Origin of the sequence: Klebsiella sp. CN_Kp066 (assembly GCF_040065135.1) — a bacterium.
Classification (GTDB): Bacteria; Pseudomonadota; Gammaproteobacteria; order Enterobacterales; family Enterobacteriaceae; genus Klebsiella; species Klebsiella oxytoca.
Window position 1 is genome coordinate 16,987 of record NZ_JBEAIU010000029.1, and the last position, 25,873, is coordinate 42,859.

A 25,873-nucleotide genomic window follows, 5' to 3' on the forward strand; every position below is an offset into this window, starting at 1 on the left:
TGTGTATTTTTATGCAAAATTAATGCATAAAACGGAGTTGTCATGGTTAAGAACTGGATGAAAGCATGTTGCCTGATGGCAGCAATGATAGGCACCGCTCAGGCGGCTCAGCAAACGTATGTGGTGGGCTCCGGCGGCACCTATCGCCCGTTTGAATTTGAGAACAGCCAAAAACAGCTGGAAGGTTTTGATATCGATATCATTAAAGCGATCGCCAAAGCGGAAGGCTTTGATATCAAACTGGTCAATACGCCGTGGGAAGGGATCTTCGCCACTCTCAGTACCGGCGATCGCGACATTATTATTTCCGGGATCACCATCACCGATAAGCGTAAGCAAATGGTGGATTTCTCCGCCCCTTATTTCCCGGCCGAGCAGTCCATCGTCGTGCCGGCGGATTCGAAAGTCACCTCCCTTGAGGCGCTGAAAAATGAGAAAGTCGGCGTGGTGAACTCCAGCACCGGCGATATTGTGGTTTCCGAGGTGCTGGGTAAGAACAGCACGTCAATCAAGCGTTTTGATAATACCCCGCTGATGCTGCAGGAGCTGTTTGAAGACGGCGTAAGCGCCGCGGTCGGCGACGTCGGCGTGGTGAAATATTACATTAAGCAGCACCCCGAGAAGCAGTTCAAGCTGGTGCCGGATGCCAAATTTGAGCGCCAGTATTTCGGCATCGCGGTGGCCAAAGGCAACAGCGAGCTGCAGGCGAAAATAAACGCCGGTTTACAGAAGATCGTCGCTGACGGCACTTACGCCAAAATCTATAAAACCTGGTTCGACGAGAACGTTCCGACACTGCCAGCGCAATAATTCGATTTTTATTTTCATCACGGCTATCGGCACTGGCGATAGCCGTATTTTTTAGGGAAGGGCTATGACGGGATTCCGTTGGGAGATCATTGAGGAGTACGGTCCGCTGTTTATGGACGGTGCCCTGATGACCATTAAATGTACCATTATCTGCGTGATCCTCGGCACCCTGTGGGGGCTGACCCTCGGGCTGGGGCGCATGGCGAAAGCCGAACATGGGGTATGGAAGTACGTTCTGCGTTACCTGGTGCAGTTTCCGGTGCGCTTTTACGTCAGCGCGTTTCGCGGCACGCCGCTGTTCGTGCAAATTATGGTGGTGCACTTTGCGCTGGTGCCGCTGTTTATCAATCCCCGCGACGGTTTGCTGGTGACCAGCGGCATGATGAGCGCCGATTTTGCCCGCGAGCTGCGCTCAAACTATGGCGCGTTTCTCTCCTGTATCGTGGCGATTACGCTGAACGCCGGGGCTTACGTGTCGGAGATCTTCCGCGCCGGGATCCAGTCGATCGATAAGGGGCAAATGGAAGCTTCCCGCGCGCTGGGAATGCCGTGGTGGGAAACCATGCGTCAGGTGATTCTGCCGCAGGCGTTTCGCCGCATACTGCCGCCGCTGGGCAACAACGCCATCGCCATCGTCAAGGACTCCTCGCTGGCGTCGGCTATTGGTCTGGCGGACCTGGCCTACGCCGCGCGCACCGTTTCCGGCGCTTACGCCACCTACTGGGAACCCTACCTGACCATCTCTCTGATGTACTGGGTTATTACTTTCCTGCTGGCGCAGCTGGTTAACCGTCTGGAAAAGAGGTTTGGCAAAAGTGATTCACATTAACAATCTGCACAAGCGCTTCGGCGACAGCCACGTTCTGCGCGGCATCAGCTGCGATATTAAGCCACAGGAAGTGGTCTGTATCATTGGGCCGTCCGGTTCCGGGAAAAGCACCTTCCTGCGCTGCATGAACGCGCTGGAAACCGTTAGCGAAGGCGAAGTCGAGGTGAACGGCTATGCCGCTCACGATCGCGCGACCGACCTGAATAAGATGCGGGAAAGCGTTGGTATGGTTTTTCAGCGCTTCAATCTGTTCCCGCACAAAACGGTGCTGGAAAACCTGATTATGGCCCCGATGAGCCTGCGCGGCATGGCGCGTGCGGAGGCAACGCATCTGGCGGAAGAGCTGTTGGCGAAAGTCGGACTGAGCGATAAGCGCGACGCCTGGCCCTCCAGCCTTTCCGGCGGCCAGCAGCAGCGCGTGGCCATCGCGCGCGCGCTGGCGATGAAGCCATCGATTATGCTGTTTGATGAGCCCACTTCGGCGCTCGATCCTGAGCTGGTGGGCGACGTGCTGGAGGTGATGAAAAATCTCGCCAGCGAAGGGATGACCATGGTGATCGTAACCCACGAGATGGGCTTTGCCCGTGAAGTAGCCGACCGGGTTATCTTTATCGACCAGGGCATCATTCAGGAAGAGGGTAAACCGGCGCAGATCTTTGGCGCGCCGACTAACCCGCGCACCGCCGCGTTTTTAAGTAAAGTGCTGTAACGACTCCCGGCCCCGGCGCGCGACGGCGCTGCCGGGGAGAAGACCTTGCGCGGGCGATGAGGGCGCTTTCGTTCTGTCAAACCGTGACTGCCCTTAAGCGTTACTGCGCCGCCTCGCGAATATCATCCCTCTCTTCTTCGCGCTCATGTTCGTCCGCCAGTAGCGCTTTTTCGTTTTTGCCCAGGCACTGAATCAGCAGGAACAGCGCGCCGCTGACAAACAGCGTGATAAGCAGGCCGTCATAGCCCGAGACGCTAATCAACAAGCCGCTGACCACCGGGCCGGCCACGCTGCCCGCAGACCAAAAGAAGCCCAGCAGGGCGTTGATCATAATCAGCTTCTGCCCGGAGAAGGTTTTCCCGGCGCGGACCAGCGATAGGGTATAGAGTGCCCCCGCCGCGGCGCCGAGAATCAGGCAGCCGACAATCAGCTGGATGTACGATGCCAGCAGGAACGGCAGGGCCAGCAGGGCGAGGCAGAAGACCATTGCGCAGGTCAGATGTACGCGGCGGATGCCGAAGCGGTCGGCAATCCAGCCCAGCGGCGCCTGAAATACGGCATCGCCGGTAAGTACTACCGTAACCAGCAATACCGCCGTCACTTCATTCAGCCCTTTATCCATACCGTAAAGCGGCAGCAGCGCCAGTATGCTAGCATCAAAAAAGGCAAAGCAGAAAACGCCGGAAGCCAGCACCGGTAAAAAAGCGCCGAGGCTGCGCCAACTGGCCCGTTCCGCCAGCCGTTCGCGGCTGCCTGTTGGCAGGTGGCGCAGCATCAGCAGGCAGGCGAGGGTCACCACGCCGACCAGCAGCAGCGTCCAGGATTGCCAGGCCTCTCCGGCGGAGATCAGCAGCGGCCCCGCCAGCTGACAGCCGGTAAAGGCGGAGGCATAAATGCCGGTCAGGGTGGCCCGATTTTTCCCCGCCGCGCCGCCGGTGATCCAGCTTTCGCCAATGACGATAATTACCCCTGACGCCAGGCCGGTCACCAGACGCGGCAGCAGGAGATGAAGCATATCAAACGACAGGCAGGAGGCGATCGTAGCTGCCGCCAGCGCCACCAGGCTGACGGAGAGCAGAAGCCCCATCTCGAAACGCCGGCACAGCGCGGGTGAGAGGAAGGAGGAGATCATCATCCCCGCTGGCGGAAGCGCGGCCAGCAGGCCGACGTAAACGGTATCAATCTGCTGCTGCGCCAGCTCCAGACTGATTAAGGGCACCGTGTATCCGGTGATAAATCCCACTAATGAAGCCGCCATGATCATCGCCAGCGTGGGGGCAAGACGATTCTGCTCTGGGTTGAACATTTTATTTTCGGTTAAGGAGGTCTGTAGAGTGAATTATTCGGCAAAACGCCAGTATAGCTGCATAATAATTAATCGCACGCCTTATGTCACCGTTGATATGACTACAAAAAAACGCAGTGCAGGCCGGATGCCGCGCAGGGGCGCGTTGGCGCTGGGTTTGGCGGAAGTTGTCAGCGAGCGGGCGAAAGGATATAACCAATAGGCTAGCGGGTTACCCGTAGCCCTAAAAAATCGCATAAAACACTCGTTCAGCGCTGAAGCTGTGCAGGAAAGGAGTATGTCATGGCTGTGTCCCCTTCACTGATCGCCGAGGCCATTCGCTGGCGACGTGATTTTCATGCTTGCCCTGAGCTGGGGTATCAGGAACAGGAAACGTCGCGCCGGGTGGCTGAACTGCTCGCTTCATTTGGCCTTCAGGTGCATCGCGGGCTGGCGGGTACGGGCGTGGTCGCGACGCTGGAGAACGGCCCGGGTCCGGTAATTGGCCTGCGGGCCGATATGGATGCGCTGCCGATAACCGAGCTGAGCGGCGTCGGCTATAAATCGCGAAACCCGGGCGTGATGCACGCCTGCGGCCACGACGGCCATAGCGCGATGCTGCTGGCGACGGCGGCCCATCTGGCGCAGACCCGATGCTTTCGCGGCACTGTGCACTTTGTTTTTCAGCCTGCTGAAGAGAACCTGGGCGGCGCGCGTAAAATGGTGGAAGAGGGGCTGTTTGCGCGCTTCCCGATGGATGCCATTTACGCGCTGCACAACTGGCCGGGTATGCCGCTGGGCCAGGTGGCGATCGGCAGCGGAGCGATGATGGCCTCTCTCGATGCGTTTGAAATCACCCTGACCGGCAAGAGCTGCCATGCGGCGATGCCGGAGCGCGGGGCGGACCCGATTGTCGCCGCGGCGCAGCTGATTATGGCGCTGCAAACCATTCCGTCGCGCCGCCTGTCGCCGCAGGAATCCACGGTGGTAAGCATTACCCAGATTTCCGGCGGGGAGGCGATTAACGTGCTGCCGGATAAAGTCGTGCTGCGCGGCACCTTTCGCTGCCTGAACAACCAGGTGCGCGAGCGGGTCAGGGGGCTGATCGAGAGCTATGTCGCCGCCCAGCCGCAGGTATCAGACGTGGAAGGCAAAATCGCCTGGTATCCCGGCTATCCGGTGACCACCAACCATCCTGCCGAAGCGCAGAAGGTTCGTGAGGTGGCGAGTGCGCTTCTGGGCGAGTCGGCGGTGATCTGGAACGGTAATCCGTCCATGGCGTCGGAAGATTTTGCCTGCATGCTGGAGGCCTGCCCGGGCGCTTATTTCTGGATCGGCACCGATGGCGAGACGGCGTCAAAGCCGCTGCATAATGCCGGCTATGATTTTAACGATGAACTGATTCCGCACGGCGTGGCGCTGTGGACGACGCTGGTGGAGACGCTGCTGGCGTAAGAGACCGATCCCGGAGGCGATGCTGCGCATCTGTCCGGGCTACCGGCCCGCAGACGGCACTGAACCCGTAGCCCGGGCAAGGCGCGTTGCGCGCCGCCCCCGGGAGCCGCGCGCAGAGTAGCTGGATTTCCCGGAGGCGATGCTGCGCATCTGTGCGGGCTACCGGCCCGCAGACGGCACTGAACCCGTAGCCCGGGCAAGGCGCGTTAAGCGCCGCCCCCGGGAGCCGCGCGCAGAGTGGCAGAATTTACCGGAGACGATACTGCGCATCTGTTCGGGCTACCGGCCCGCAGACGGCACTGAACCCGTAGCCCGGGCAAGGCGCGTTGCGCGCCGCCCCCGGGAGCAAAACTTGATATGGAGGGAGAAGCACGTCTCTCCCTCCGGTGTTTTACACGTTCACGGCCGCTTTCAGGCGGGCTTTCATCTCGCTGTAGCTGTTCCATGCATACTGCTCGGCCCAGCGCTGATCCGCAATAGCCTCTACCTTCACCGCACAATATTTGGTTTCCGGCGTTTTCGAGATCGGATCGAGATTATCCTGCGTCAGCTCGTTACAGGCACCCACCCACCACTGGTAGGTCATATACACCGCGCCCTGGTTAATGCGATCGCTAATGTCGGCGCGGGTAATCACCTTACCGCGTCGCGAGCTCACCCACACCAGCTGCTGATCGGCGATGCCGAGGCGCTGCGCGTCGGCGCGATTGATTTGCACCCGGCCCGGCTCATCGGCAAGCGACTGCAGGGCCGCGCAGTTACCGGTCATCGAACGGCACGAGTAGTGGCCCACTTCGCGCACGGTACAGAGCACCAGCGGGTAGGCTTCATCCGGGGTTTCGGCCGGCGCTCGCCACGGGGCGGCAAACAGCTGGCCTTTGCCGGTCGGCGTGTCGAAGAGATTATCTTTATACAGCCACGGCGTTCCGGGGTGATCCAGCGTCGGACACGGCCACTGTACGTGGTTCATATCGCCCATTTTTTCATAAGTGACGCCGTAGAACAGGGGGCAAAGCTCGCGCATTTCGTCCCAGATTTGCTGGTTATTGTCGTAATGCATCGGGTAGCCCATTTCGCTGGCCAGCAGGCAAATGATTTCCCAGTCGCGCTTAACGTTGCCGGTGGCAATAACCGCCTGCTCGAAGCGCTGGAAACCGCGATCGGCGCAGGTGAAGACGCCGCCGTGTTCGCCCCAGGAGGTGGCGGGCAGCAGCACATCGGCGATCTCTGCGGTTTTGGTCATAAAGATATCCTGCACCACCACGAAATCGAGCGCCTCAATCCCTTTGCGCACCAGGCCCAAATCGGCTTCCGTTTGCAGCGGATCTTCCCCCATGATGTAGTAGGCTTTGATTTCGCCGGCCAGCGCTTTGTGCGGCACTTCGGTGATTCGGGTGCCGACCTGGTCGTCCATGACCGCCGGGTTAACGCCCCATGCTTTAGCAAACTTATCGCGAACGCTGGCGTCGGTGACGTCCTGGTATCCGGGGAACATATTTGGCAATACGCCCATATCGCAGGCGCCCTGAACGTTGTTTTGCCCGCGCACCGGGCCTACGCCGACGTTGGCGCGTCCGAGGTTACCGGTTAACAGCGCGAGGCTGGCCAGCCCTCTGACGACGTCCACCGCCTGGCCGAACTGGGTGACGCCCATGCCCCACATGATGGTCGCGGAGGGGGCGGCGGCAAACATGCGCATCGCCTGGCGAATTTCAGCGGCCGGCACGCCGACTATCTCCTCAACGGCTTCAGGTGAATAGTCTTTTACCGTTTCGCGATAGGCGTCCAGCCCCTCGGTAAAACGGTCGACGTAATCGTGGTTATAGAGATCCTCTTCCAGCAGGACGTGGGCGAAGGCGTTGACCAGCGCCATATTGCTGCCGTTGTTGAGCTGCAGATGGCGATCGGCGATGCGCGCGGTTTCGATACGGCGCGGGTCGCAGACGATGATTTTCGCGCCGTTTTCCCGGGCTTTAATCACCCGGCGGGCGACGATAGGGTGAGAGTCGGCGCAGTTATAGCCGAAGACCAGCAGGCATTTTGAGTTTTCGATATCGCTGATCGAGTTGCTCATCGCGCCGTTACCCAGCGCCAGCTGAAGTCCGGCTACCGACGGGCCGTGGCAGACGCGGGCGCAGCAGTCGACGTTATTGGTGTGGAGCACGCCGCGGGCGAACTTCTGCATCACATAGTTGGTTTCATTGCCGGTACCGCGGGATGAACCGGTCGTCATAATGGCGCGCGGGCCATGCTTCTCCTTTATTTCACGCAGTTTTTTCGCCGTATAGCGGATAGCTTCATCCCAGCTTACCGGGGTGAATTTGCCGCCTTTTTGATAGCGAATCATCGGCTGCTGCAGACGCGGCGTCAGCAGCTGGGTATCGTTGAGAAAATCCCAGCCGTAATAGCCTTTAAGGCACAGCTGATTTTGGTTGGTGACGCCATCAGCGGCTTCGGCTCGGATAATTTTATTGTTTTCGACGACCAGCTTAAGTTTGCAACCGGCCCCGCAATAAGGGCAAACGCTCGTGATTTTTTTCATCAGTAACAGACCTGTTAACAGTGAATAAACAACAACGGACAGACCGGGCCCGGCCCGCCGGTGTCAGGGCGCCATAAGCCAGCGTACCGGCAAATGACGCAAGCGTTATGCACAGCGCGTGCCAAAAATTAATTCATTGAATATAAAGATAATATTTGTTCGGAAAAGAGATGGCGGCAGTGATGTCGACACTAATGACGATGACATGACGCCCGGGCGGGCGTCATGGCGGGAAAATCAGGCCAGCTTCTGCCGCAGCCGCGCGAGGGTGTCGGCGGGTAAACCGACTTCTTCGGCGGCGGCGCAAATCGCCTGCCAGCTTCCGGCGTCCAGCGGAATGCCCTCCGCCAGGCGCTGCTGGCGGTTAGCCTCTTCCCACTCGCCCGGGGCCAGAATCGGCGCGTCCGGCTCGTGCGGCGACTGTTTACACCAGTCGATAAACGCTTCGGTCTCGCGCTGCATATCCGGCGCATCGAACGCTTCCGGGCTGAGAATAATGGTGGTCATGCAGTTGAAGATAGCGTCCACGCTGCCCTGCAGCGTCTCCTGATGCGAAGTTTTACCGCCGGATACCGCGCCGCCGATAATTTCGCACAGCGTCGCCAGCGCGTAGCCTTTGTGTTCGGCAAAGGTCAGCAGCGCCCCCAGCGGCGATGTCTGCATCACCGCCGGGTCGGTCGTGGGGACGCCGCGAGCGTCGATCAGCGACCCTGCGGGGACCGGCACGCCTTTATGCCAGGCAACGCGGGTTTTACCAAAAGCGATGGCGCTGGTGGCGTAATCCAGCAGCAGCGGCGGATGGCCGGCGCGCGGAAAAACCACGCACAGCGGGTTCGTGCCGAAGCGGCTATCTTTGCCGCGGAACGGGGCGACCATCACGTTGCCAACCACGTTTACGAAATGGATAGAGATCATTCCGGCGGCGGCGCACTGTTCCGCCCAGTAGCCGATGCGGCCAATATGATGCGCATTGCGCAGCGCCACGGCGGCCATACCGTGCTGTTTCGCCTTCTCAATACCGATCTGCATGGCTTCATGGGCCACGACCTGGCCGAAGCCGCCATTGCCGTCCAGCGTGACAACCGCACCCGCGTCCTTCATCACGCTGGCGTGGCGGTTGAGCTGCAGATAGCCCTGCGCGTGGGATCGTACGTAGCTCGGGATCATGCCTACGCCGTGGGAGTCATGTCCGGCCAGGTTGGCGGCAACCAGATGGTCGGCGATAAGCGACGCTTCGGTGGGGGAGCTTCCCATATGGGCGAAAAGGGTTTTAACAAAATGATGCAGATCCGTGGCCTGGAAGCGATGTCCTGTTTGCACTGATTCTCTCCTGTGAGTGGGTTGCGGATTATTGTTTTAGTGTGTTTGCCGTTCCATGCTGCGCTGAGCAACGGCGAAGATCAAGGTTTGCGCGCGGCTGTCGTTACGCTGGGCGATCATCTCCAGAGAACAGGGGAGAAATAAAAAATAGGGGGGAGATATTTTTCTCTGCAGTCGGGGATATTTATCCCGCCGGCTTTGGCGCTCCGCAGAATTAATGATAACGATAATAATTATCATCAGCTCTGGACAGCCAGAGGCAAATGATTGCACTCTGTATTAAGGATGCCAACCGATGGGAAAATGAAGCGCATGCGTAAAGGTAAAATTATTGTTTTAATTTTGATGGTGTTTTGTATTCTTATTTTTGCAATTGTTGTCGCCTGGTTTTTACTGTCCAAAGACAATTATGCCGTACCGGAAAATGCGGCGACAGAAAATGCGGTGCTGCAGGTGGCGGGTTTAACCGGCAACGAACCTCGCGATCCGCAGGCGCTGAAATCGCTCTATGCAAAACGGGTGATCGTCCGTCAGGTTAATCTGGATAGCGGCCAGTTTGTTGCGCCGGGAGAGGATACCGCTGGGCAAAAAGGCTGCGGTGAACCGGCAGTAGCGCAGAACCCGACGCCTATTCGCCAGCGCTGCCCGCGGGCAGTGGTTTATCTTATTCGCAATAATGATAATGAAATTCAGCAGGTTATACTGCCCTTTTACGGTAAAGGGGCAAAATCGATGATGTATGGCCTGATCGCGCTGGCTACCGATGGTCGCACGGTAAAAGACCTGCTGTATTATCAGCAAAATGAGACGCCGCTGCTGGGCGCGCGCGTGACAGATCCCGAATGGCGTCGCCAATGGCCGGGCAAAAAAATACGCGATAATAACGGCCAGCCGGCGCTGAAGGTCGTACAAAATACTCCTGGCCAGCACGATGATTACACCGTGGATGGTATCAGCGGCGCGACGTTAACCTCCGTCGGCGTCGAGAAGAGTATTAATTATTGGGTGGGTGAGCAGGGCTACGGCAATTTTCTCCGGCAGCTACAGCATAACCCTGAGATATTACGCCGTTAATATCGAACAAGCCAAAATATGCCTCATAACCGGCGCGAAGATCGCGCCGGTTTTTTTATGCGCTCACGACAGCTATTTCGCGCAAGCCAGGCGTCGCTCACGCGCTAATAACGGATAGTTATTAATAATTATTTCTTTGCAACATTTTACATAAATTGTCACAGGTTGACATTTTCATGATCCAAGTCATGTACATTGCGAGTAAAAATGACAACGATAATCATTATCATTAACTCACAAGGGATTTGTCATGACCGGCCCTCGTTCCTTCCTGCTGCTGATGCTGTTGAGCCTGTTGTTTGGCAGCGCGTGCGCGATGGCGCAGACCCAGTATGCGCCTTATATCGAAGATATCGAGCAACGTCTTGATAAAACCGCAGAACTTTATCAGCAGCAAAAAAATACCGACGCGCGGCGCGAAGTGCAAATGGCCTACTTTGAAGTGTTTGAAAACCTTGAAGGGCCAATTCGGATCAATATCTCGGCGCGTAAGAGCTACGAGATGGAGAGCACTTTCGGTGAGATCCGTCGCATGATTGGTGAGGGCAAACCGATCGGCGAGGTGCAGGCACGTATCGACGGGCTGAAGCAGGCGCTGCGTGAAGTTGAGCCGGTGCTGGACGGCGGGCATCGGCTGGTGGCGGAAGAGCAGCATACCGCGCTTACGCGCGATGACATTGCGCAGCACTGGCAGGAGAGCTTCCGCACCCTTGACGACAGGCTGGCGCAGGCGGTAACGGAGTATCAGGCCGGCAACTACGCGCAGGCCAGCCAGCAGGTGCAGCAGGCGCAGTATCAGGGATTTAAAAACTCCGGAATGGAAACCTCGGTGCGGCAAAATCGCTCGGCGAAGGAAGCGGCCGCCATTAACCAACAGTTTAGCGCGCTGCTGACTCTGACCGCCCAGCCTGACCGCCTGAACGAGGTGTCGTATCAGGTCACCACGCTATTACAGGATCTGGAAGATATTCTGCCGGGTCTGCCAACCACCCGCGACGATCGGCCGATGGGCGCTCCCTCTGGCGCCGATAACACCGCGCTGGCTGATGAAACGACCGCCCGCGCGGACTGGGCAAGCGTCGCCCAGGGAATTAACCAGAGCATCAACGCCGCGCTAACGCGCTATCAAAATGGGGAGGGGCAGGAGGCGATCCTCGACGTACAGGACACCTATTTCGACCGCTTTGAAGCCACCGGGATGGAGAACAAAATCGGTTCTCGCGATGCGGCCTTTAAAACTTCTCTGGAGGCCCATTTTACCCGTATGGTCAGCCTGATGAAGGCCGGACAGCCGCAGGAGAGGCTGGCCGCGGAAGCCGCCGCCCTTGAGGCGGATCTGCAAAAAGCGGTCACCATGCTTGGCGAAGGCGAAGAGACCCAGTGGAGCCTGCTGCTCTATAGCCTGATGATCATCGTGCGCGAAGGGCTGGAAGCGCTGCTGATTGTGGCGGCTATCGTCGCGTATCTGGTTAAAAACAACCATCACGACAAACTGCCGCTGATCCGCCAGTCGGTGATGGTGGCGCTGGTCGCCAGCGTGGCGACGGCGTTTATCTTCCAGCTGCTGTTTACTCAATCCGGCGCCAGCCGCGAGCTGCTGGAGGGGATCACTATGCTGATTGCGGTAGTGATGCTGTTCCTTATGAGCTACTGGCTACTGTCCAAAGTTGAAGCCCGCCACTGGAAGGCCTGGCTTGAGGGCAAACTCTCCCATTCGCTGTCGCGCGGTTCGCTGGTGGGACTGTGGTTAACCAGCTTCCTTGCGGTCTACCGCGAGGGGGCCGAAACGGTGCTGTTCTATTACGCCCTGATTGGCGATGCCCAGGGGCTGCCGGGCCATCTTGCCATCGGCGCCGGGTTTGTTATCGGCTGTGTCGTTCTGCTGATCGCCTGGCTCGTCATGCGCTACTCGGTGGTCCGGCTACCGCTCAAACCCTTCTTCCTGTTCACCGGCGGTTTTATGTACCTGATGGCGTTTGTCTTCGCCGGAAAAGGGGTACTGGAACTGGTGGAGGGCAAACTATTTCAGCCAACGCTGATCGCCGGAATACCGGAAATCAGCTGGCTGGGAATTTACCCCTATGTGGAAACGCTATTGCCGCAGGGCATATTGCTGCTCGCGGCGCTGGCGGCGCTATGGATCATGCGCCGTCGTCAGGCACCCGCTGAAACCATAAAAACGCATTGCTAACCATTTTAAGACGAGAGGATGAGTCAGATGACCATGAAGAAGACCCTGATGATCAGCGCCACCCTGGCCAGTATCTTCACCGCGCCCGCGGCGCTGGCCTTTAAAGAGTATCCGGCCGGCGAGCCGGTCACCATGAATGAAATGGAGATCGCCGCGGTTTACCTGCAGCCTATTGATATGGAGCCGCGCGGCATGGGGCTGCCGGCAGCGAAGTCGGATATCCATCTGGAAGCGGATATTCACGCGGTAGAAGGCGGTAAAAATGGTTTTGGCGCAGGTGAATGGATCCCTTATCTGACGATCTCCTACACCCTGGTCAATAGCGATACCGGCGAAAAACAGGAAGGCACCTTTATGCCGATGGTGGCGAGCGACGGCCCGCACTACGGCGCGAACATCAAGATGATGGGCGTGGGTAACTATAAAGTCACCTACCACATTGACCCGCCGTCGAAAGCCGGGATGCACCGCCATACCGATAGTGAAACCGGCGTCGGCCGCTGGTGGAAGCCGTTTGATGTGAGCTATGAGTTTAAATATGTCGGTCTGAACTAAGCGTCTCCGGAGGCTCAGATTGTTGACAAAGCGCGCTCTGCTGCAAATCTCCGTTTCGCATCCGCGATCCTGTGGTAACGCATAACTTGCTGATATTACTTTTTTGTAAGCAGAGTGAGGCGTTAGCCGCCAGAAATGCGACGCCATCGTTAAAGCAGGGTTGTCATCAGTCTCAGCATCCTCAGATGCGAGTGTTTTCACGCAGGATGGCCGGGCGGTCATCCTGCGGCGTGTTATTCATCCGCCGTACTGAGTTAAAGTCATGAGCTATTTTTTCGTCACGACGCTACAGGCCTTTTTCTGCATTGCGCTGCTTTCCGCCGTACTCTGGGGGCGCGGCGCGCCTCCCGTCCTGCGTCCGCTGGTCTGGACGCTGCTTACCGCGCTGGGCTGCGGACTACTGGCCGGGCTGTATATTCGCCCGAGCCAGACGCTGGAGCTTCTGCTGGTCGGCGCTGAAATCCTCGTATCGCTGCTGTTTTTACTGAGCTTCAGCTGGTCTTCGCCGCGCGTTCGCTATCTGTGGCAATGGCTCCTCACTTTCGGCGCAGCCCGGCACTGGGCGCTGGACCCGAACCTGGGCGGATTGACCTCCACGCACGTTCTGAACACCGATCTGCTGCTGAATATCACCGCGCTGGCTGCGGCGTTCGCGCTGCTGTGCCTTGCCTGCGCGCTCTGCGCCATGCTGCTGCGCAGAATGCGCGGCTTCTACTGGCCGCTGGCCCTGCTGCTGTTGGTCCTGCTGTGGCTACCGCTCGGCGGTAACCTGCTGCTGCTGTTGATGAAGCTACAGGTGCTACCGCTGCTGAAACCGCTGCTGAGCTTTGTCGCCAGGGTGACCAACAACGCGGCGATGTATAACTGGGCCGCCGCCGCGATACTGCTGCTGCTGTGTCTGTGCTGGATCCCGGCGCTACGCGGCTATTATCGGGCGGTTAAAGCCGCGGAGGACCCCATCTCCCGCCGCCTTGCGCTGGCCGAACGCCGTAAAGCCAGCCGTTTGTGGTTGACCACCGTTTGCTGCGCGCTGGCGATTATCGGCGGCCAGCTATGGTGGAATCTGGTGGCTTCGCAGCCGCCGCGCTTGTCCGAGGCGCAGGCGGTTACGCTGGCCGCCGACGGCCAGGTGCATATTCCGGTCGAGCAGGTTCGAGATGGCAAACTGCATCGCTTCGTCTGGGTGGCGGACGACGGCAAAGCGATTCGCTTTTTTATCATTAACCGCTATCCCGATAAGCTGCGCTTTGGCGTGGTGTTTGACGCCTGCCTGCTGTGCGGCGATCAGGGCTACGTTATGGAAGGCAATCAGGTGATTTGTGTCGCCTGCGGTGTGCACATTTTTATCCCCTCGATTGGCAAGCCCGGCGGCTGTAACCCGGTGCCGATCGACGGCTGGCGCAACGATGACAAACAGCTGACGATACCCGGCGCGGCGCTGGCCGGCGGAGGTAACTATTTCTCTACCGTCCTGACGATTAACGTCACCGACCCGGTGGATGGCTCCACCCTGACCAACACCCGCGCCGACTACAAATACAGCTATGGCGGTAAAACCTGGTTCTTCTCCTCTGAAGCCAACTATGACCGTTTCCGCAATGCGCCAGAGCAGTTTGTGCCCGACGCGGTGAAGGAGGAGTAACCATGGTGTGGCGAATGATCTACCAGTCGTGGGGGCGCAACCTGCGGCGCAAAGCGCTGGCGGTATTGACCGTGTTTCTGGCGACCAGCCTGATCTCGGCGCTGCTGGCGGTCTCTATCGATATCGGCGACAAGATGTCCCGCGAGCTGAAATCCTACGGCGCCAATATTTTAATTGAGCCCGCCGGGCAGGCGGCGCTGCCCGCGCTGTTCAGCGAGCAAAGCAACCCGCTGGCCAGCGACGACTTTCTTGATGAATCCGAGCTGCCGAACATCAAAGATATTTTCTGGCGCAATAACATCGTTGGCTTTGCCCCGATGCTCGGCGGCGAGGTAAACGTTGCAGGACAGGATATTCGCGTGCTGGGCACTTTTTTTAGCCAGCCGGTCAGTATCCCGGATGAAGAGGGGTACGAGACCGGACAGCGGACGGTCAGCCCCTTCTGGCAGGTGACCGGCGCATGGCCGCAGGAGCCGGTCGGCGAGACGCCGCAAACGCTGGTCGGTCACGCGCTGGCGCGAAACTACGGCTGGCAGCCCGGCGATCGCCTGGCCCTCAACGTTGCGGATAGGGTGCTGAACGTCCAGGTGAGCGGTATTTTGTCCAGCGGCGGCGATGAGGATAACCAACTGGTGATGCCGCTTAGCGTCGTGCAGCAGCTGCTCGGTCTACCGGGAAAAGTGCAGGCGATCCGCGTCTCGGCGCTGACGGTACCGGAGAACGAGCTGTCGCGCCGTGCCCGTGAGGATCTCGAGGCGCTGAATGCCGAAGAGTACGATCTCTGGTACTGCACCGCCTACGTATCGTCCATCGCCCACCAGCTGGAAGAGGCCATTTCCGGCGCCGAGGTGCGTCCGGTCTGGCAGGTTGCTGCTTCGGAAGGTGTGGTTATCGACAAAATTCAGCTGCTGATGGGGGTGGTGACTCTGGCCGCGCTGGCTGCGGCGGCGATGGGCATCGCCTCGTTGATGACCAGCACGATTATGGAGCGCGCCAAAGAGATTGGTCTCATGAAAGCGCTGGGCGCCCGCCAGTGGCAAATTTTGCTGCTGTTTTACCTTGAAGCGGCGCTGGGCGGCCTGGTCGGCGGCGCATTGGGCTGTATCGCCGGTTGGGGGCTGGCAAAGGCTATTGGCCTGATGCTGTTTGCTACGCCGCTGAATTTTGCCTGGGTGGTGGTGCCCTGCGTGCTGGTGATAGCGGTGCTGATTGCTTTAATCGGTACCTGGTTCCCGGCCCGCCGGATCGCTCGTCTTTACCCTGTGGAGGTGCTATATGGCCGCTAAGCGCGACATGCTGTGGTTGCTAGTGTGGCGAGCGCTGCGGCTGAGAATGCAGCGGGTCAGCGTGGTGTTTGCCGCGCTGGCGGTAGGGGCGACCATCGTGACCGCACTCTCCGCCGTGTGGTTCGATATCAATAGCAAAATGAGCGAAGAGCTGCGCACCTTCGGCGCCAATTTTTATATTGGTCCGGGCCACGGCGCCAGCATGCCGCAGCCGGAGCTTCAGGCCATTCTTGATGGCGCGCCGGCGGGCCTGATTCACGGCGCCAGTCCGTGGCTGTACGGTACGGCGCGTACTGAGCTGGAGAAAGTGGTGATGGTCGGGGTGTGGTTTGAGTCGCTGCAAAAGCTGGTGCCTTACTGGCAGGTCAACGGCAGCTGGATCGGCGTCAGCTTTGACGATCGCAACGCGATGATTGGCGTCAAACTGGCGCAGCGCCTGGCACTGAATGTTGGCGATAGCGTGACGCTGGTAGACCATAGCCGGCGTAAAACGCTGCTGATTAAAGGCATCGTAGAGGCGGGGGACGCGACCGACAATATGCTGATCGTCAGCCTCGATGTGGCGCAGTCCTGGCTGCAAAAGCCCGGCGCGATCAGTCACGGGCTGCTTAGCGTCAGCAATGACCTGGGCCAGGTGGAGCGCTATGCCAGCCAGCTGCAGCATCAGTACCCGAACCTTGAGATTCGTCCGGTGCGCAAAGTGTCGGCTTCCGAGGGGCAGGTGCTGGATAAAATTAAGGGGCTGATGGGGCTGGTGTCGATGGTGATCCTCGCGCTGTCGTCCCTGTGCGTTAACACCACCCTGATGGCGATTGTCGGTGAGCGGGCGAAAGAGTTTGCGCTGCAAAAAGCGCTGGGCGCCAGCAACGGCGATATTACCCGCCAGATGCTGCTGGAGACCAGCATTATTACCCTCGCGGCGGTGGTCTGCGGCTGGGGGCTGGGCTATCTGCTGGCGCAGCTGCTGGGACTAACGGTGTTTAACGCCAGCATCTCGCTGCGTCTGCCGGTGCTGCCGCTGACCCTGGTTCTGTCTTTACTGGTCGCCCTGCTGGCGGCCATTGTTCCGGTGCGGCGCGCGGTGAGCGTCGAACCGGCGAAAGTGCTGAAAGGAGAGTAACGCCATGACCGTCACGTCTTTGCGTCAAATGGCGATTGAAACGCGTCATTTATATAAGCGGTTCGGGGAAGTTACGGCGCTGGAGGATATTAATTTGCGCATCGCACGCGGCGAGTTTGTTGCCATCATGGGCGCCTCCGGTTCCGGCAAAACGACCCTGATGAACATTCTTACCTGTCTGGATACCGCCAGTGAAGGACAGGTGATCCTGGATGGCACCGACGCCGCGGCGTTGGATGAAGAGGGGCGCCGTCGCTTTCGCGCGCAGAAAATTGGCCTCGTCTTCCAGCAGTTCCATCTTATCCCGTTTCTGACGGCGCTGGAAAACATCATGCTGGCGCAGCATTACCACAGCGTGGTGGATGAGAGCGCCGCCAGAGCGGTGCTGGCTCAGGTGGGACTTGAGCATCGCGTGACCCATTTACCGAGCCAGCTGTCGGGCGGGGAACAGCAGCGCGTCTGCATTGCCCGGGCGCTGGTTAACGAGCCGCCGGTTATTTTTGCCGATGAGCCGACCGGTAACCTTGACGAAGAGAACGAGCAGCGGGTGCTGGATCTGCTGACCGATTTACACCGCCAGGGGCGAACCATTGTGATGGTGACCCACAATCCGGCGCTGGGTCAATTCGCTGACCGCATCGTGCGTTTGCAGCACGGAAAGTATCTCGGCGAGGAGGTGAATCATCATGCGCATGCCTGAAGTGATGCTGTTTCTGACGCTGGCGCTGCTTAGCGGCTGCAAAGAAGAGAAGCTGGCTCGCGGCGAAACGGCGCCTGCGCTGGCGGCATTCGATTTACAGGAGTCGCCGGTCAGCCTCGATCGTTGGCGAGGGAAGGCGGTCTATCTTAATTTCTGGTCCGCAGGCTGCGGCGGCTGTCTGGCGGAGATGGATACCCTGCAGGCGCTCAGCCAGCGCTGGCCGGATAAGCTGGTGGTGGTGGGGGTGAATACCGATCCGGATACCGTGGATATCGCGCCGCTGCTGGCGAAGCATGGGATTAGCTATCCGGTGCTGCGCGATCGGCTGAAAATAACTCAGGAGCGCTATCAGGTTATCGGTACGCCAACATCAATATTAATTGATGGCGACGGTAGGGTGCTGGACTGGCATCAGGGGATGCGTAAGCCCGATGAACTACGAACGGTTTTGCGCCAGCTGGCGCAACGGTAAATTCCCCAGCTCGTGCTGCGCTTAGCTGGGCTACAGGTTCTCGGGCCGGTAGCCCGGACAGGTGCGTCAGCACCGCCTCCGGGACAGGTGTGAAGCCAAATGCACCGGCTTAGCGTTCACCCGGCCCGCGCTGCGCTTAGCCAGGCTACGGATTCACACCGTCAGCGGTCCCGTAGCCCGGATAAGGCGTCAGCCGCGACCCGGGAGTTTTCGCTTATACATACTGACTCCGTAGCGTCGGCTATTAGCCGCTGCCATTCATGATATGGAAGTCAGCGATTTACCGCGTCCTGCGCCAACAAGTTTTATTCGTTTATTTAAGAATGCCTTATTCGGCAGGTTTAAAAACAGAAAAACTTAATCTTTTCTTAATATTTCATCACCTCAACGTTTTAGGCTTTTGCCAAATCTCAATCACCATCATTTAAATTACGTCAGCGTCACAAAAGCCGTAAAAAAACATTCCCAGGCGTTGCAAGGTTCTTACGTCACGCTATATGTTAAATTTACATTTAATAAATGATGCTTAAAGGTTGATTTTATGTATATGAAAATTAGTGGCTTAGTGATTTCACTGACGGCCTTATTCTCCGGTCAGGCCTTTGCTGCGCTCCCTCAGGGCTATCCGGCGGATTATCAAAAGGTCGTGGATGCGGGGATTAAAGAAGGCAAGGTGGTGATTTACTCAACCACGGATACTAAGGCCGCAGGTCCGTTAATTAAAGGTTTTGAAGCGCAATATCCCGGCATTAAAGTTGAATATAACGATATGAACAGTACCGAATTGTACAACCGTTATATCAGCGAGCAGGCAGCGGGCGGCGGAAGCGGCGATGTGGTCTGGAGCTCTTCAATGGATACGGCGCTGAAGCTTGCCACCGATTATGCGGAACAGTATGCCTCCCCGGAACAAGATAAGCTGCCGAAATGGGCGGTCTGGCAGCAAAAAGCCTACGGCACCACCTATGAACCGGTGGTCTTTATCTATAATAAGCGCCTGATCCCGCAAGGGGATGTTCCTGATTCGCACACCGCGCTGGCGAAGCTGATCGCCGGTCAGGCTGATAAGTTCAAGGGCAAGGTCACTACCTACGATATTGAAAAATCGGGCCTGGGTTTTATGCTGGCGGTTCAGGACAGTAAAGCCGATGCTCACTACTTTGACGACCTGGCGGGAATGGCGAAAGGCGGGCTGACCGTGCAATCGTCCACCGGGACGATGATGGAGCGCGTCTCCTCCGGGGAAAACCTGATTGGCTACAACATCCTCGGTTCATACGCGGAGGCGCGGGCGAAAAACGACCCTTCGCTGGGTATCTCGTACCCGAAAGATTATGTGCTGGTGCTCTCGCGGGTCTCGTTTATTACCGCAGAAGCCGAGCATCTGAATGCGGCGAAGCTGTGGTTTGATTACGTGCTCTCGGAAAAGGGGCAAAGCATCCTGGCGAACCAGGCCGATATTCCCTCCCTGCGCAATGATATCGAAGGTAAAAATGATATCGACGGTATGACCAAAATGCTCGGCAGCGCGCTGAAGCCCATTCCGGTCGATGAAACGCTGCTGGCGTATCTTGAGCCGAAACAACGCCTGGAATTTATCAAACAGTGGCGCACCGCCGCGGCGAAATAACCCTCCGGCGCTGCGCATCTTTTCAGGATGCGCAGCCCACATGATACCCGCCAGGTTTAAAGGGATCGCTTATGAATATTTTACGCCGAAAGTGGCAGGGGTTGCCGCGCGGAATTGTTGTCCTGATAACGGCGCTGGCCATTTATGTCCCGCTGCTATTTATCGTGGTGCAGAGCTTTCTCTCGGCACCCTTTTTTGCCCGCTCGAAGGCATTTAGCCTTGAGGCCTTCGAATTTATCTTTACCGATCCGGATTTTTATCTGGCGCTAAAATCCGGCTTTATTCTCGCCTTCGGCCTGGTGGCGATCGCCATTCCTCTCGGCGGGATCCTCGCCTTTTTAATGGTGCGCACCGATTTACCCGGCAGACGGATTATTGAGCCGCTGATTCTGGTGCCGATTTTCGTATCGCCGATGGTGCTGGCCTTTGGTTACGTGGTGGCGGTGGGACCGGTAGGCTTCTTTTCGCAATGGGCGGAGCAGCTGATCGGTTTTGTGCCCTGGAATATCTATTCGATGTTCAGCATCGTGGCGATCGCCGGACTGACGCACGTTCCACACGCCTATCTCTATATCTCTTCCGCGCTGCGCAGCGTCGGTTCGGATGTGGAAGAAGCGGCGCGAACGGTTGGCGCATCGCCGCTGCAGGTCATGACCTCGGTGAGCCTGCCGATGGTACGACCGTCCATACTCTATGCCTGCGTACTGCTGTTTTTTCTCGGCCTGGAAGTCTTCGGCCTGATGCTGGTGCTGGGGGACCCGGAAGGCAATATGGTGCTGGCCACCTATCTTTATAAACTGACCAACAAGCTCGGCACGCCTTCCTATCATCTGATGGCAGCGGTGGCGGTGGTGCTGATCTGCATCACCATTCCGCTGGTGATGCTCCAGCGCCGCCTGATGCGTACTGCCAACCGCTTTGTCACCATGAAGGGGAAAGCATCGCAGGCCCGGGCGCTGCCGCTGGGGAAATGGCGCTGGGTCGCCGGTATCGTCGTGGTGGCCTGGTTAACGGTTACCATCGGCGTACCGCTGATCGGCGTTGCGCTGCGGGCCTTTATTTCGAACTGGGGGGTTGGCGTCCCGCTGTGGGATGAACTCTCGCTAGCGACGTTTCGCAACATCTGGCAGCAGCCGAATTTGCTGCGCGCCATCGTTAACTCTATGGCGATTGGGGTCATCGGCGGCGCGCTGGCGGTGGTCTGCTATCTGTTCGTAGGCATCGCGATGCACCGCAAACCGGATAACGTCACGCGCTTTCTCGACTACAGCGTGCTGGTGCCGCGTGCGGTGCCGGGGCTGCTGGCCGGGCTGGCATTTTTGTGGGTGTTTCTGTTTCTGCCGATGTGGCTGGATCAGTCGCTGAAAAACGGCTGGCTCTCGGCGCTGCCGGTGGCTGAGTGGCTGCGCGACCATCTGATTGTTCAGCTGCGCGCGCTGCGTAATACCATTTTTAGCGTCTGGCTGGCCTATACCGTGGTCTGGATGGCCTACGGCCTGCGGCTCATCTCCTCGACGCTGCTGCAGGTGGCGCCTGAGCTGGAGGAGGCGGCGCGCAGTACCGGCGCATCGCGCGGGCAGATCACCCGCCACGTCACGGTGCCGCTGTCGCGCTATGGCCTGATTGGCTCCTGGCTACTGATGTTTCTTATCTTCGAGCGCGAATATTCGACCGGGGTTTATCTGCTCTCTCCGGGAACGGAAACTATCGGTTCGATGCTGGTGTCGCTGTGGGCGGCGGGGGCTATCGATATCGTCGCCGCGCTCTCGTTTATTAATATCCTGCTGGTGGTCGTGGGTCTGGGCATCGCCCTGCGCTTTGGAGTGAAATTACATGATTGAATTATCGGTAGAAAACCTGCACCTGACCTACGGCGATAACCCGGTACTGAAGGGCGTATCTATGGAGCTGAGGCGGGGGGAAGTCGTCTCGCTGCTCGGCCCATCGGGGAGCGGAAAAACCACGCTGCTGCGGGCGGTCGCCGGGCTGGAGAAGCCCACCAGCGGCACGATCGCTATCGGTAAAACCCGCGTTTATGACGGCAACCCGCGTAGTGAAATTCCGGCGGAGGAGCGTAACCTGGGTCTGGTGTTCCAGTCCTACGCCTTGTGGCCGCACAAAACGGTATTTGAGAACGTGGCTTACCCCCTCAGGCTACGTAAGGTCGCCGCCGCGGAGATCAAACAGCGGGTGCAGAGCGTGCTCGATCAGCTGGGCCTGGGGCATCTTGGCAATCGCCACCCGCATCAGCTCTCCGGAGGACAGCAGCAGCGCGTGGCCATCGGCCGGGCGCTGGTATATAACCCGCCGGTCATTCTGCTGGATGAACCCCTGTCGAACCTCGACGCTAAGCTGCGGGAAGAGGCGCGGGTCTTTTTGCGCGAGCTGATCGTCAAGCTGGGTCTGTCGGCGCTGATGGTGACCCACGATCAGAATGAGGCGATGGCGATTTCCGATCGCATTTTGCTGCTCAATAACGGCGTCATCGAGCAGCAGGGAACTCCACAGGAGATGTACGGCAGCCCGAGAACGCTGTTTGCCGCCGAGTTTATGGGCAGCAATAATCGGCTGCACGGCACCGTCACCGATCTGGATAACGGTCGGGCGCGCATTGAGGGCGCCAGCTGGGCACTGTGGGGAATGGCCGGGGAAGGGGTCAGCGTGGGGGCGGAAGCAACGGCGGTCATTCGTGTTGAACGCCTGCGCATAGCCTCCTCGCCTGAAGAGAACATGCTGGAATTAGCGCTGCTGACCAGTATGTATCTCGGCGACCGCTGGGAGTATCTGTTTCGCACCGAAGGCGATGATTTCGCTATTCGCGCCTACGGTAGCGCACTGCGCGATGCCGAACGTTGCCATCTTACCTTGCCCGTCAACGATCTGTGGATCTTCCCGAAAGGCTGAAAAAAAGCCCCGGCGCTGAGGCCGGGGCAAACCATGTCAGAGCTTATTTATTATTAACTGAATACCATACCGCCATCGATCAGCAGCGACTGACCGGTCATGTAGTTGGAGTCCGGACCGGCCAGATAAGAGACGCAGGCCGCGACGTCTTCCGGTTCGGAAAGACGACCGAGGGTAATGCGTTTCGCAAATTCCTGGGTTCCGTAGCCCAGCGGTTTGCCCGCCGCTTCGGAAACCTGACGGTCAATTTCCGCCCACATGGGGGTTTTGACGATCCCCGGGCAGTAGCCGTTAACGGTAATTCCCAGATGCGCCAGATCGCGGGCGGCGGTTTGCGTCAGGCCGCGCACGGCAAACTTGCTTGAACTGTAGACCGCCAGTTCCGGGTTACCCACGTGGCCCGCCTGGGAGCAGGCGTTGATGATCTTGCCGCCGTGGCCCTCTTTTTTAAACGCATCTACCGCGGCCTGAATGCCCCAGATAACGCCCTTAACGTTGATATTGTAGACTTTATCGATGACGTCCTCGCGAATCTCTTCGATAGGCGTAGAGGGCGCGACCCCGGCGTTGTTAACGATCACGTCAAAACCGCCAAGGCCTTTACGCGCCTGCTCAACGGCGGCAAAAACCTGATCGCGTTTCGAGACATCGACCTTCACCGCCAGCGCCTGGCCGCCGTGCTGGTTAATTTCGTCAGCGACCGCCTGTGCGGTGGCATCGTTATAATCGGCGATGGCCACGGCAAAGCCATCTTGAACCAGGCGAAGGGCGATAGCTTTACCGATACCCTGGCCTGCGCCGGTCACGAGTGCGACTTTTTTCATTGCTGGATTCCTTCTGTAGTGACTCAAAGTAGTTGACTGAGATGAAGCTGGCCCATCAGCAGCGGGTTGTCGCTGTAATCGACGGGGATGGCGACCACGGCGGGGCCATCGACGTCCATCGCCGCCCGCAGCGTCGGCTCAAGGGCGGCGGCGCTCTCGACCGCGAACCCTCTGGCGCCGAAGGCTTCGGCATAGGCTTTAAAATCCACCGGGCCGAACTCAACGCCGGATAGCCGCTGATATTTTTTCTCTTCCTGAATTGCCACCATGTTGTAGCCGTTATCGACCCAGATGATATGCAGGACGTTAGCTTTTAGCCTTACGGCGGTCTCCAGCTCCATACTGGATTGCAGGAAACCGCCGTCGCCGGAAACCGAAACCACTTTGCGCTGCGGGTTCACCAGCCAGGCGCCAATCGCCCACGGCAGCGCCACCCCCATGGTCTGTTGACCGTTGGAAATCATGACCTGACGAGCGCGGAAGCTGTAGAGATAGCGGGCGATCCAGATATGAAAGCTCCCCATATCGACGGTCAGCGTTACGTCGCTGTTGACGATATCCTGCATGGCGCGAACGATGCGCAGCGGATGAAGCGCAAACTGGTTTAGCTGCGCGCCGCGGCGATCGAGCAGTTCCCGCTGGTGCTGGCGGTCAACAAGAATCTCCGCGGCCTGCGGCGACAGAACCAGCTGGTGGTCAATACGCCCGGAGAGTTTGTGCAGCGTGGCAGCGATATCGCCGACCAGCTCGATATCCGGGGTATAGTTGCGCTCTTCATAAGCGGGCAGTACGTCGATATGCACCAGCGCGGCGTTACCGTTATTCCACATCGCCGGTTCATACTCCACCGGGCTATAGCCAATGCAGATGACCAGGTCGGCGAGATGCAATAGCCGATCCCCGGCCTGGTTATTGAACAGCCCAACCCGTCCGGCAAAGCGCGTAAAGTGGTCCTGATTTACCGCGCCAGCGGCCTGATAGGTACTGGTGACCGGGATATGGCTTTTTTTCAGCAATTCGCGGAGCGCCGCGCTGTTTTCCGTCTGGCTGGCCATCAGACCGAGCAGGAATACCGGATTTTTTGCCACGGCAATCATCTTCGCCACTCGCTCAATGGCGTCGTCCGGGGCCGCGCCGGTCTGCGGGGCTTCGCTGGCGGGCAGCACCCTGGCGTGGACTGGCTCATCGACGACATCCTGCGGCAGACTGACGAAGGCGCTTCCCGGCCGTCCCTGCTCGGCGGCGCGAAATGCGTTAGACACGACCTCCGCCAGCGCATCGGATGCGGTGACTTCCACCGAGTATTTGGTTACCGGGCTGAACATCGCCACCGTATCCATACTCTGGTGCACTTGTTTGGCCTTGTCGGCGCGTTTTACCGCACCGCCCAGCGCCACCACCGGATCGCCTTCGCTGTTAGCGGTGGCCATACCGGTAATCAGATTGGAGCAGCCGGGGCCGGAAGTGACCAGCGCGACGCCCGCTTTCCCGGTGATGCGGCCAACCGCAGCGGCCATAAAGGCGGCGTTGGCCTCGTGGCGTACCGGGATAATGCGAATTGAGGAGTCCAGTAGCGAATCAAAGACCTTATCGATTTTTGCCCCCGGAATGCCGAAGACCTGGCGAACGCCCTGGGCCTCCAGCTGGCTGACGATCAGGTCGGCGCCATGCGCCCACTGGCGAGGTTGATGTTGATTATCCACGAGAATCTCCTTAGTTTTCGACTGAGCGAATGGCGGCATCTAGATTGTCCGGGTGCAGATCCGCCTGCAGGAAGGCGCTATCGGCAGGAAGGTCAATCATCAATTTGTGGATTTCGCCAAAGGTCAGCACGCCGTGGTCGAGCTGATAATCGAGCAGATGACCGCCGCCCTGACGGTCATCGGTGATGAAATGTTCGTGGTAGCCGGCAACGTTAATGCCCTGCATATGCTGCGGGGTACGGAAGCCGACCAGTACCCCTTCGCGCTGGTTGAAGCGGAATACCGGCTGGTCGTCGAGCACGTCGGTCATCGCCCGGTAGGGCGGGGTCTGGCGCGGTACGGTGCGGGTATGCGCATGACGAAAATGACCGTTAATGCGCAAGGCGCAGAAGAGATTATCGGAGGGTATTTGCTGGTCGATAATGTCGTGCAACTGCTGGCGGCTCACCGGTTTATCGAACGTTTTACGATACTGCGGCTGAAACCAGGTCATCACCGCAAACGGCGTGCGCTGTTCCATTCGGGCTTTACGGGCGCTGCCGTCGGCGCGCAGCTGGTATACCTCGCTGCTAAACGCGATCAGCTCGCCGTCCAGTTCATTAAAGGTTCCCAGGCCAAAATCGCCGTGGGTGAGTAAATCAGCGATGGTGGTATTGCCTTCATAAACGCCGCTCAACAGCGCGCTCATCAGAGAGGTCTGGTAGATGACGCTATCGGGATGTTGCGCGGAAAACCCTCGTAGAGTTTCACACAGGCTCTCTTCACAAGAGCATTCAGCAGAATGGTTCATTACCCGCTTCCTCGTTCAACGAATATCAGAAA

21 protein-coding genes are annotated in these 25,873 nt (G+C 58.4%); 15 read left to right on the forward strand and 6 right to left on the reverse strand.

Features of this window, described 5'->3' with window-relative positions; translation table 11 throughout:
• Positions 1 to 42 precede the first annotated feature (42 nt).
• From ABLV75_RS09915 to ABLV75_RS09925, 3 genes are all read left to right on the forward strand, one after another.
• Positions 43 to 810: a basic amino acid ABC transporter substrate-binding protein gene (locus ABLV75_RS09915; protein WP_004113537.1), complete on the forward strand. Its 768-nt coding sequence runs from the start codon at positions 43 to 45 to the stop codon at positions 808 to 810.
• Positions 811 to 874: 64 nt separating this feature from the next.
• A complete protein-coding gene (locus tag ABLV75_RS09920) occupies positions 875 to 1,639 on the forward strand; it encodes an amino acid ABC transporter permease (protein ID WP_348854932.1) in 765 nt (254 codons plus the stop codon).
• Positions 1,626 to 2,348 (forward strand): amino acid ABC transporter ATP-binding protein, encoded by a 723-nt coding sequence (locus ABLV75_RS09925; protein ID WP_004113533.1) that lies wholly within the window; start codon positions 1,626 to 1,628, stop codon positions 2,346 to 2,348. Before ABLV75_RS09920 ends, ABLV75_RS09925 begins: the two co-directional genes overlap by 14 nt.
• 100 nt (positions 2,349 to 2,448) lie before the next feature.
• On the opposite strand, the gene ABLV75_RS09930 is transcribed toward ABLV75_RS09925, so the two are convergent.
• Positions 2,449 to 3,654 (reverse strand): MFS transporter, encoded by a 1,206-nt coding sequence (locus ABLV75_RS09930; protein ID WP_202860360.1) that lies wholly within the window; start codon positions 3,652 to 3,654, stop codon positions 2,449 to 2,451.
• Between the two features lie 282 nt (positions 3,655 to 3,936).
• Between ABLV75_RS09930 and ABLV75_RS09935 the strand changes: the two genes are divergently transcribed.
• Positions 3,937 to 5,088, forward strand: coding sequence for a M20 aminoacylase family protein (locus ABLV75_RS09935; protein ID WP_004102827.1), 1,152 nt, complete (start codon positions 3,937 to 3,939; stop codon positions 5,086 to 5,088).
• A 391-nt stretch (positions 5,089 to 5,479) separates the two neighbouring features.
• Here the strand turns inward: ABLV75_RS09935 and fdhF are convergent, their stop codons facing one another.
• Together fdhF and ABLV75_RS09945 are read right to left on the reverse strand one after the other, a co-directional pair.
• The gene (gene fdhF, locus ABLV75_RS09940; RefSeq protein WP_016809484.1) at positions 5,480 to 7,630 is read right to left on the reverse strand and encodes a formate dehydrogenase subunit alpha; all 2,151 of its coding nucleotides are present in this window, start codon (positions 7,628 to 7,630) and stop codon (positions 5,480 to 5,482) included.
• Positions 7,631 to 7,867: 237 nt separating this feature from the next.
• A complete protein-coding gene (locus ABLV75_RS09945; protein WP_004102825.1) occupies positions 7,868 to 8,950 on the reverse strand; it encodes a malate/lactate/ureidoglycolate dehydrogenase in 1,083 nt (360 codons plus the stop codon).
• A 303-nt stretch (positions 8,951 to 9,253) separates the two neighbouring features.
• Between ABLV75_RS09945 and nqrC the strand changes: the two genes are divergently transcribed.
• From nqrC to ABLV75_RS10000, 11 genes are all read left to right on the forward strand, one after another.
• Positions 9,254 to 10,024 (forward strand): NADH:ubiquinone reductase (Na(+)-transporting) subunit C, encoded by a 771-nt coding sequence (gene nqrC / locus ABLV75_RS09950; protein ID WP_017145718.1) that lies wholly within the window; start codon positions 9,254 to 9,256, stop codon positions 10,022 to 10,024.
• 250 nt (positions 10,025 to 10,274) lie between these two features.
• The gene (locus ABLV75_RS09955; protein ID WP_195605845.1) at positions 10,275 to 12,215 is read left to right on the forward strand and encodes an FTR1 family protein; all 1,941 of its coding nucleotides are present in this window, start codon (positions 10,275 to 10,277) and stop codon (positions 12,213 to 12,215) included.
• Positions 12,216 to 12,242: 27 nt separating this feature from the next.
• Positions 12,243 to 12,770 (forward strand): iron transporter, encoded by a 528-nt coding sequence (locus ABLV75_RS09960; RefSeq protein WP_004102822.1) that lies wholly within the window; start codon positions 12,243 to 12,245, stop codon positions 12,768 to 12,770.
• Between the two features lie 262 nt (positions 12,771 to 13,032).
• Entirely contained in the window at positions 13,033 to 14,412 is a 1,380-nt protein-coding gene (locus ABLV75_RS09965; RefSeq protein ID WP_032734651.1) for a Fe-S-containing protein, read from the forward strand.
• A gap of 2 nt (positions 14,413 to 14,414) precedes the next feature.
• Positions 14,415 to 15,698 carry an ABC transporter permease gene (locus ABLV75_RS09970; protein WP_032734652.1) on the forward strand — a complete coding sequence of 428 codons (1,284 nt, stop codon included), beginning with the start codon at positions 14,415 to 14,417 and terminating at the stop codon, positions 15,696 to 15,698.
• Complete coding sequence (locus tag ABLV75_RS09975; protein WP_004102814.1) at positions 15,688 to 16,818, forward strand: FtsX-like permease family protein; 1,131 nt, start codon at positions 15,688 to 15,690, stop codon at positions 16,816 to 16,818. The genes ABLV75_RS09970 and ABLV75_RS09975 overlap by 11 nt, the downstream gene beginning before the upstream one ends.
• Before the next feature lie 4 nt (positions 16,819 to 16,822).
• Entirely contained in the window at positions 16,823 to 17,518 is a 696-nt protein-coding gene (locus ABLV75_RS09980) for an ABC transporter ATP-binding protein (protein ID WP_004102812.1), read from the forward strand.
• Positions 17,505 to 17,990 (forward strand): TlpA disulfide reductase family protein, encoded by a 486-nt coding sequence (locus ABLV75_RS09985; protein ID WP_004102810.1) that lies wholly within the window; start codon positions 17,505 to 17,507, stop codon positions 17,988 to 17,990. The genes ABLV75_RS09980 and ABLV75_RS09985 overlap by 14 nt, the downstream gene beginning before the upstream one ends.
• Before the next feature lie 541 nt (positions 17,991 to 18,531).
• The gene (locus ABLV75_RS09990) at positions 18,532 to 19,620 is read left to right on the forward strand and encodes an ABC transporter substrate-binding protein (protein ID WP_004102808.1); all 1,089 of its coding nucleotides are present in this window, start codon (positions 18,532 to 18,534) and stop codon (positions 19,618 to 19,620) included.
• 71 nt (positions 19,621 to 19,691) lie between these two features.
• The gene (locus ABLV75_RS09995; RefSeq protein WP_004102807.1) at positions 19,692 to 21,461 is read left to right on the forward strand and encodes an iron ABC transporter permease; all 1,770 of its coding nucleotides are present in this window, start codon (positions 19,692 to 19,694) and stop codon (positions 21,459 to 21,461) included.
• Positions 21,454 to 22,524, forward strand: coding sequence for an ABC transporter ATP-binding protein (locus ABLV75_RS10000; RefSeq protein WP_004102806.1), 1,071 nt, complete (start codon positions 21,454 to 21,456; stop codon positions 22,522 to 22,524). Before ABLV75_RS09995 ends, ABLV75_RS10000 begins: the two co-directional genes overlap by 8 nt.
• Positions 22,525 to 22,577: 53 nt before the next feature.
• Here the strand turns inward: ABLV75_RS10000 and ABLV75_RS10005 are convergent, their stop codons facing one another.
• The 3 genes from ABLV75_RS10005 to budA are packed head-to-tail and all read right to left on the reverse strand — an operon-like array spanning position 22,578 to position 25,841.
• Positions 22,578 to 23,348 carry a (S)-acetoin forming diacetyl reductase gene (locus tag ABLV75_RS10005; RefSeq protein WP_004102805.1) on the reverse strand — a complete coding sequence of 257 codons (771 nt, stop codon included), beginning with the start codon at positions 23,346 to 23,348 and terminating at the stop codon, positions 22,578 to 22,580.
• Positions 23,349 to 23,371: 23 nt separating this feature from the next.
• A complete protein-coding gene (gene alsS, locus ABLV75_RS10010) occupies positions 23,372 to 25,051 on the reverse strand; it encodes an acetolactate synthase AlsS (protein ID WP_004102803.1) in 1,680 nt (559 codons plus the stop codon).
• A gap of 10 nt (positions 25,052 to 25,061) precedes the next feature.
• A complete protein-coding gene (gene budA / locus ABLV75_RS10015; protein WP_004102800.1) occupies positions 25,062 to 25,841 on the reverse strand; it encodes an acetolactate decarboxylase in 780 nt (259 codons plus the stop codon).
• Positions 25,842 to 25,873: the final 32 nt, after the last annotated feature.

Excerpts from the sequence above, each read along its gene's own strand:
- ABLV75_RS09920 (WP_348854932.1), top strand. The coding sequence starts at position 875 with ATGACGGGATTCCGTTGGGAGATCATTGAGGAGTACGGTCCGCTGTTT.
- ABLV75_RS09965 (WP_032734651.1), top strand. The coding sequence starts at position 13,033 with ATGAGCTATTTTTTCGTCACGACGCTACAGGCCTTTTTCTGCATTGCG.
- ABLV75_RS09960 (WP_004102822.1), top strand. The coding sequence starts at position 12,243 with ATGACCATGAAGAAGACCCTGATGATCAGCGCCACCCTGGCCAGTATC.
- ABLV75_RS09980 (WP_004102812.1), top strand. The coding sequence starts at position 16,823 with ATGACCGTCACGTCTTTGCGTCAAATGGCGATTGAAACGCGTCATTTA.
- ABLV75_RS09955 (WP_195605845.1), top strand. The coding sequence starts at position 10,275 with ATGACCGGCCCTCGTTCCTTCCTGCTGCTGATGCTGTTGAGCCTGTTG.
- ABLV75_RS09985 (WP_004102810.1), top strand. The coding sequence starts at position 17,505 with ATGCGCATGCCTGAAGTGATGCTGTTTCTGACGCTGGCGCTGCTTAGC.
- ABLV75_RS09915 (WP_004113537.1), top strand. The coding sequence starts at position 43 with ATGGTTAAGAACTGGATGAAAGCATGTTGCCTGATGGCAGCAATGATA.
- ABLV75_RS09990 (WP_004102808.1), top strand. The coding sequence starts at position 18,532 with ATGTATATGAAAATTAGTGGCTTAGTGATTTCACTGACGGCCTTATTC.
- ABLV75_RS10000 (WP_004102806.1), top strand. The coding sequence starts at position 21,454 with ATGATTGAATTATCGGTAGAAAACCTGCACCTGACCTACGGCGATAAC.
- budA (WP_004102800.1), bottom strand. The coding sequence starts at position 25,841 with ATGAACCATTCTGCTGAATGCTCTTGTGAAGAGAGCCTGTGTGAAACT.
- ABLV75_RS10005 (WP_004102805.1), bottom strand. The coding sequence starts at position 23,348 with ATGAAAAAAGTCGCACTCGTGACCGGCGCAGGCCAGGGTATCGGTAAA.
- ABLV75_RS09975 (WP_004102814.1), top strand. The coding sequence starts at position 15,688 with ATGGCCGCTAAGCGCGACATGCTGTGGTTGCTAGTGTGGCGAGCGCTG.
- ABLV75_RS09935 (WP_004102827.1), top strand. The coding sequence starts at position 3,937 with ATGGCTGTGTCCCCTTCACTGATCGCCGAGGCCATTCGCTGGCGACGT.
- ABLV75_RS09970 (WP_032734652.1), top strand. The coding sequence starts at position 14,415 with ATGGTGTGGCGAATGATCTACCAGTCGTGGGGGCGCAACCTGCGGCGC.
- nqrC (WP_017145718.1), top strand. The coding sequence starts at position 9,254 with ATGAAGCGCATGCGTAAAGGTAAAATTATTGTTTTAATTTTGATGGTG.
- fdhF (WP_016809484.1), bottom strand. The coding sequence starts at position 7,630 with ATGAAAAAAATCACGAGCGTTTGCCCTTATTGCGGGGCCGGTTGCAAA.
- ABLV75_RS09930 (WP_202860360.1), bottom strand. The coding sequence starts at position 3,654 with ATGTTCAACCCAGAGCAGAATCGTCTTGCCCCCACGCTGGCGATGATC.
- ABLV75_RS09995 (WP_004102807.1), top strand. The coding sequence starts at position 19,692 with ATGAATATTTTACGCCGAAAGTGGCAGGGGTTGCCGCGCGGAATTGTT.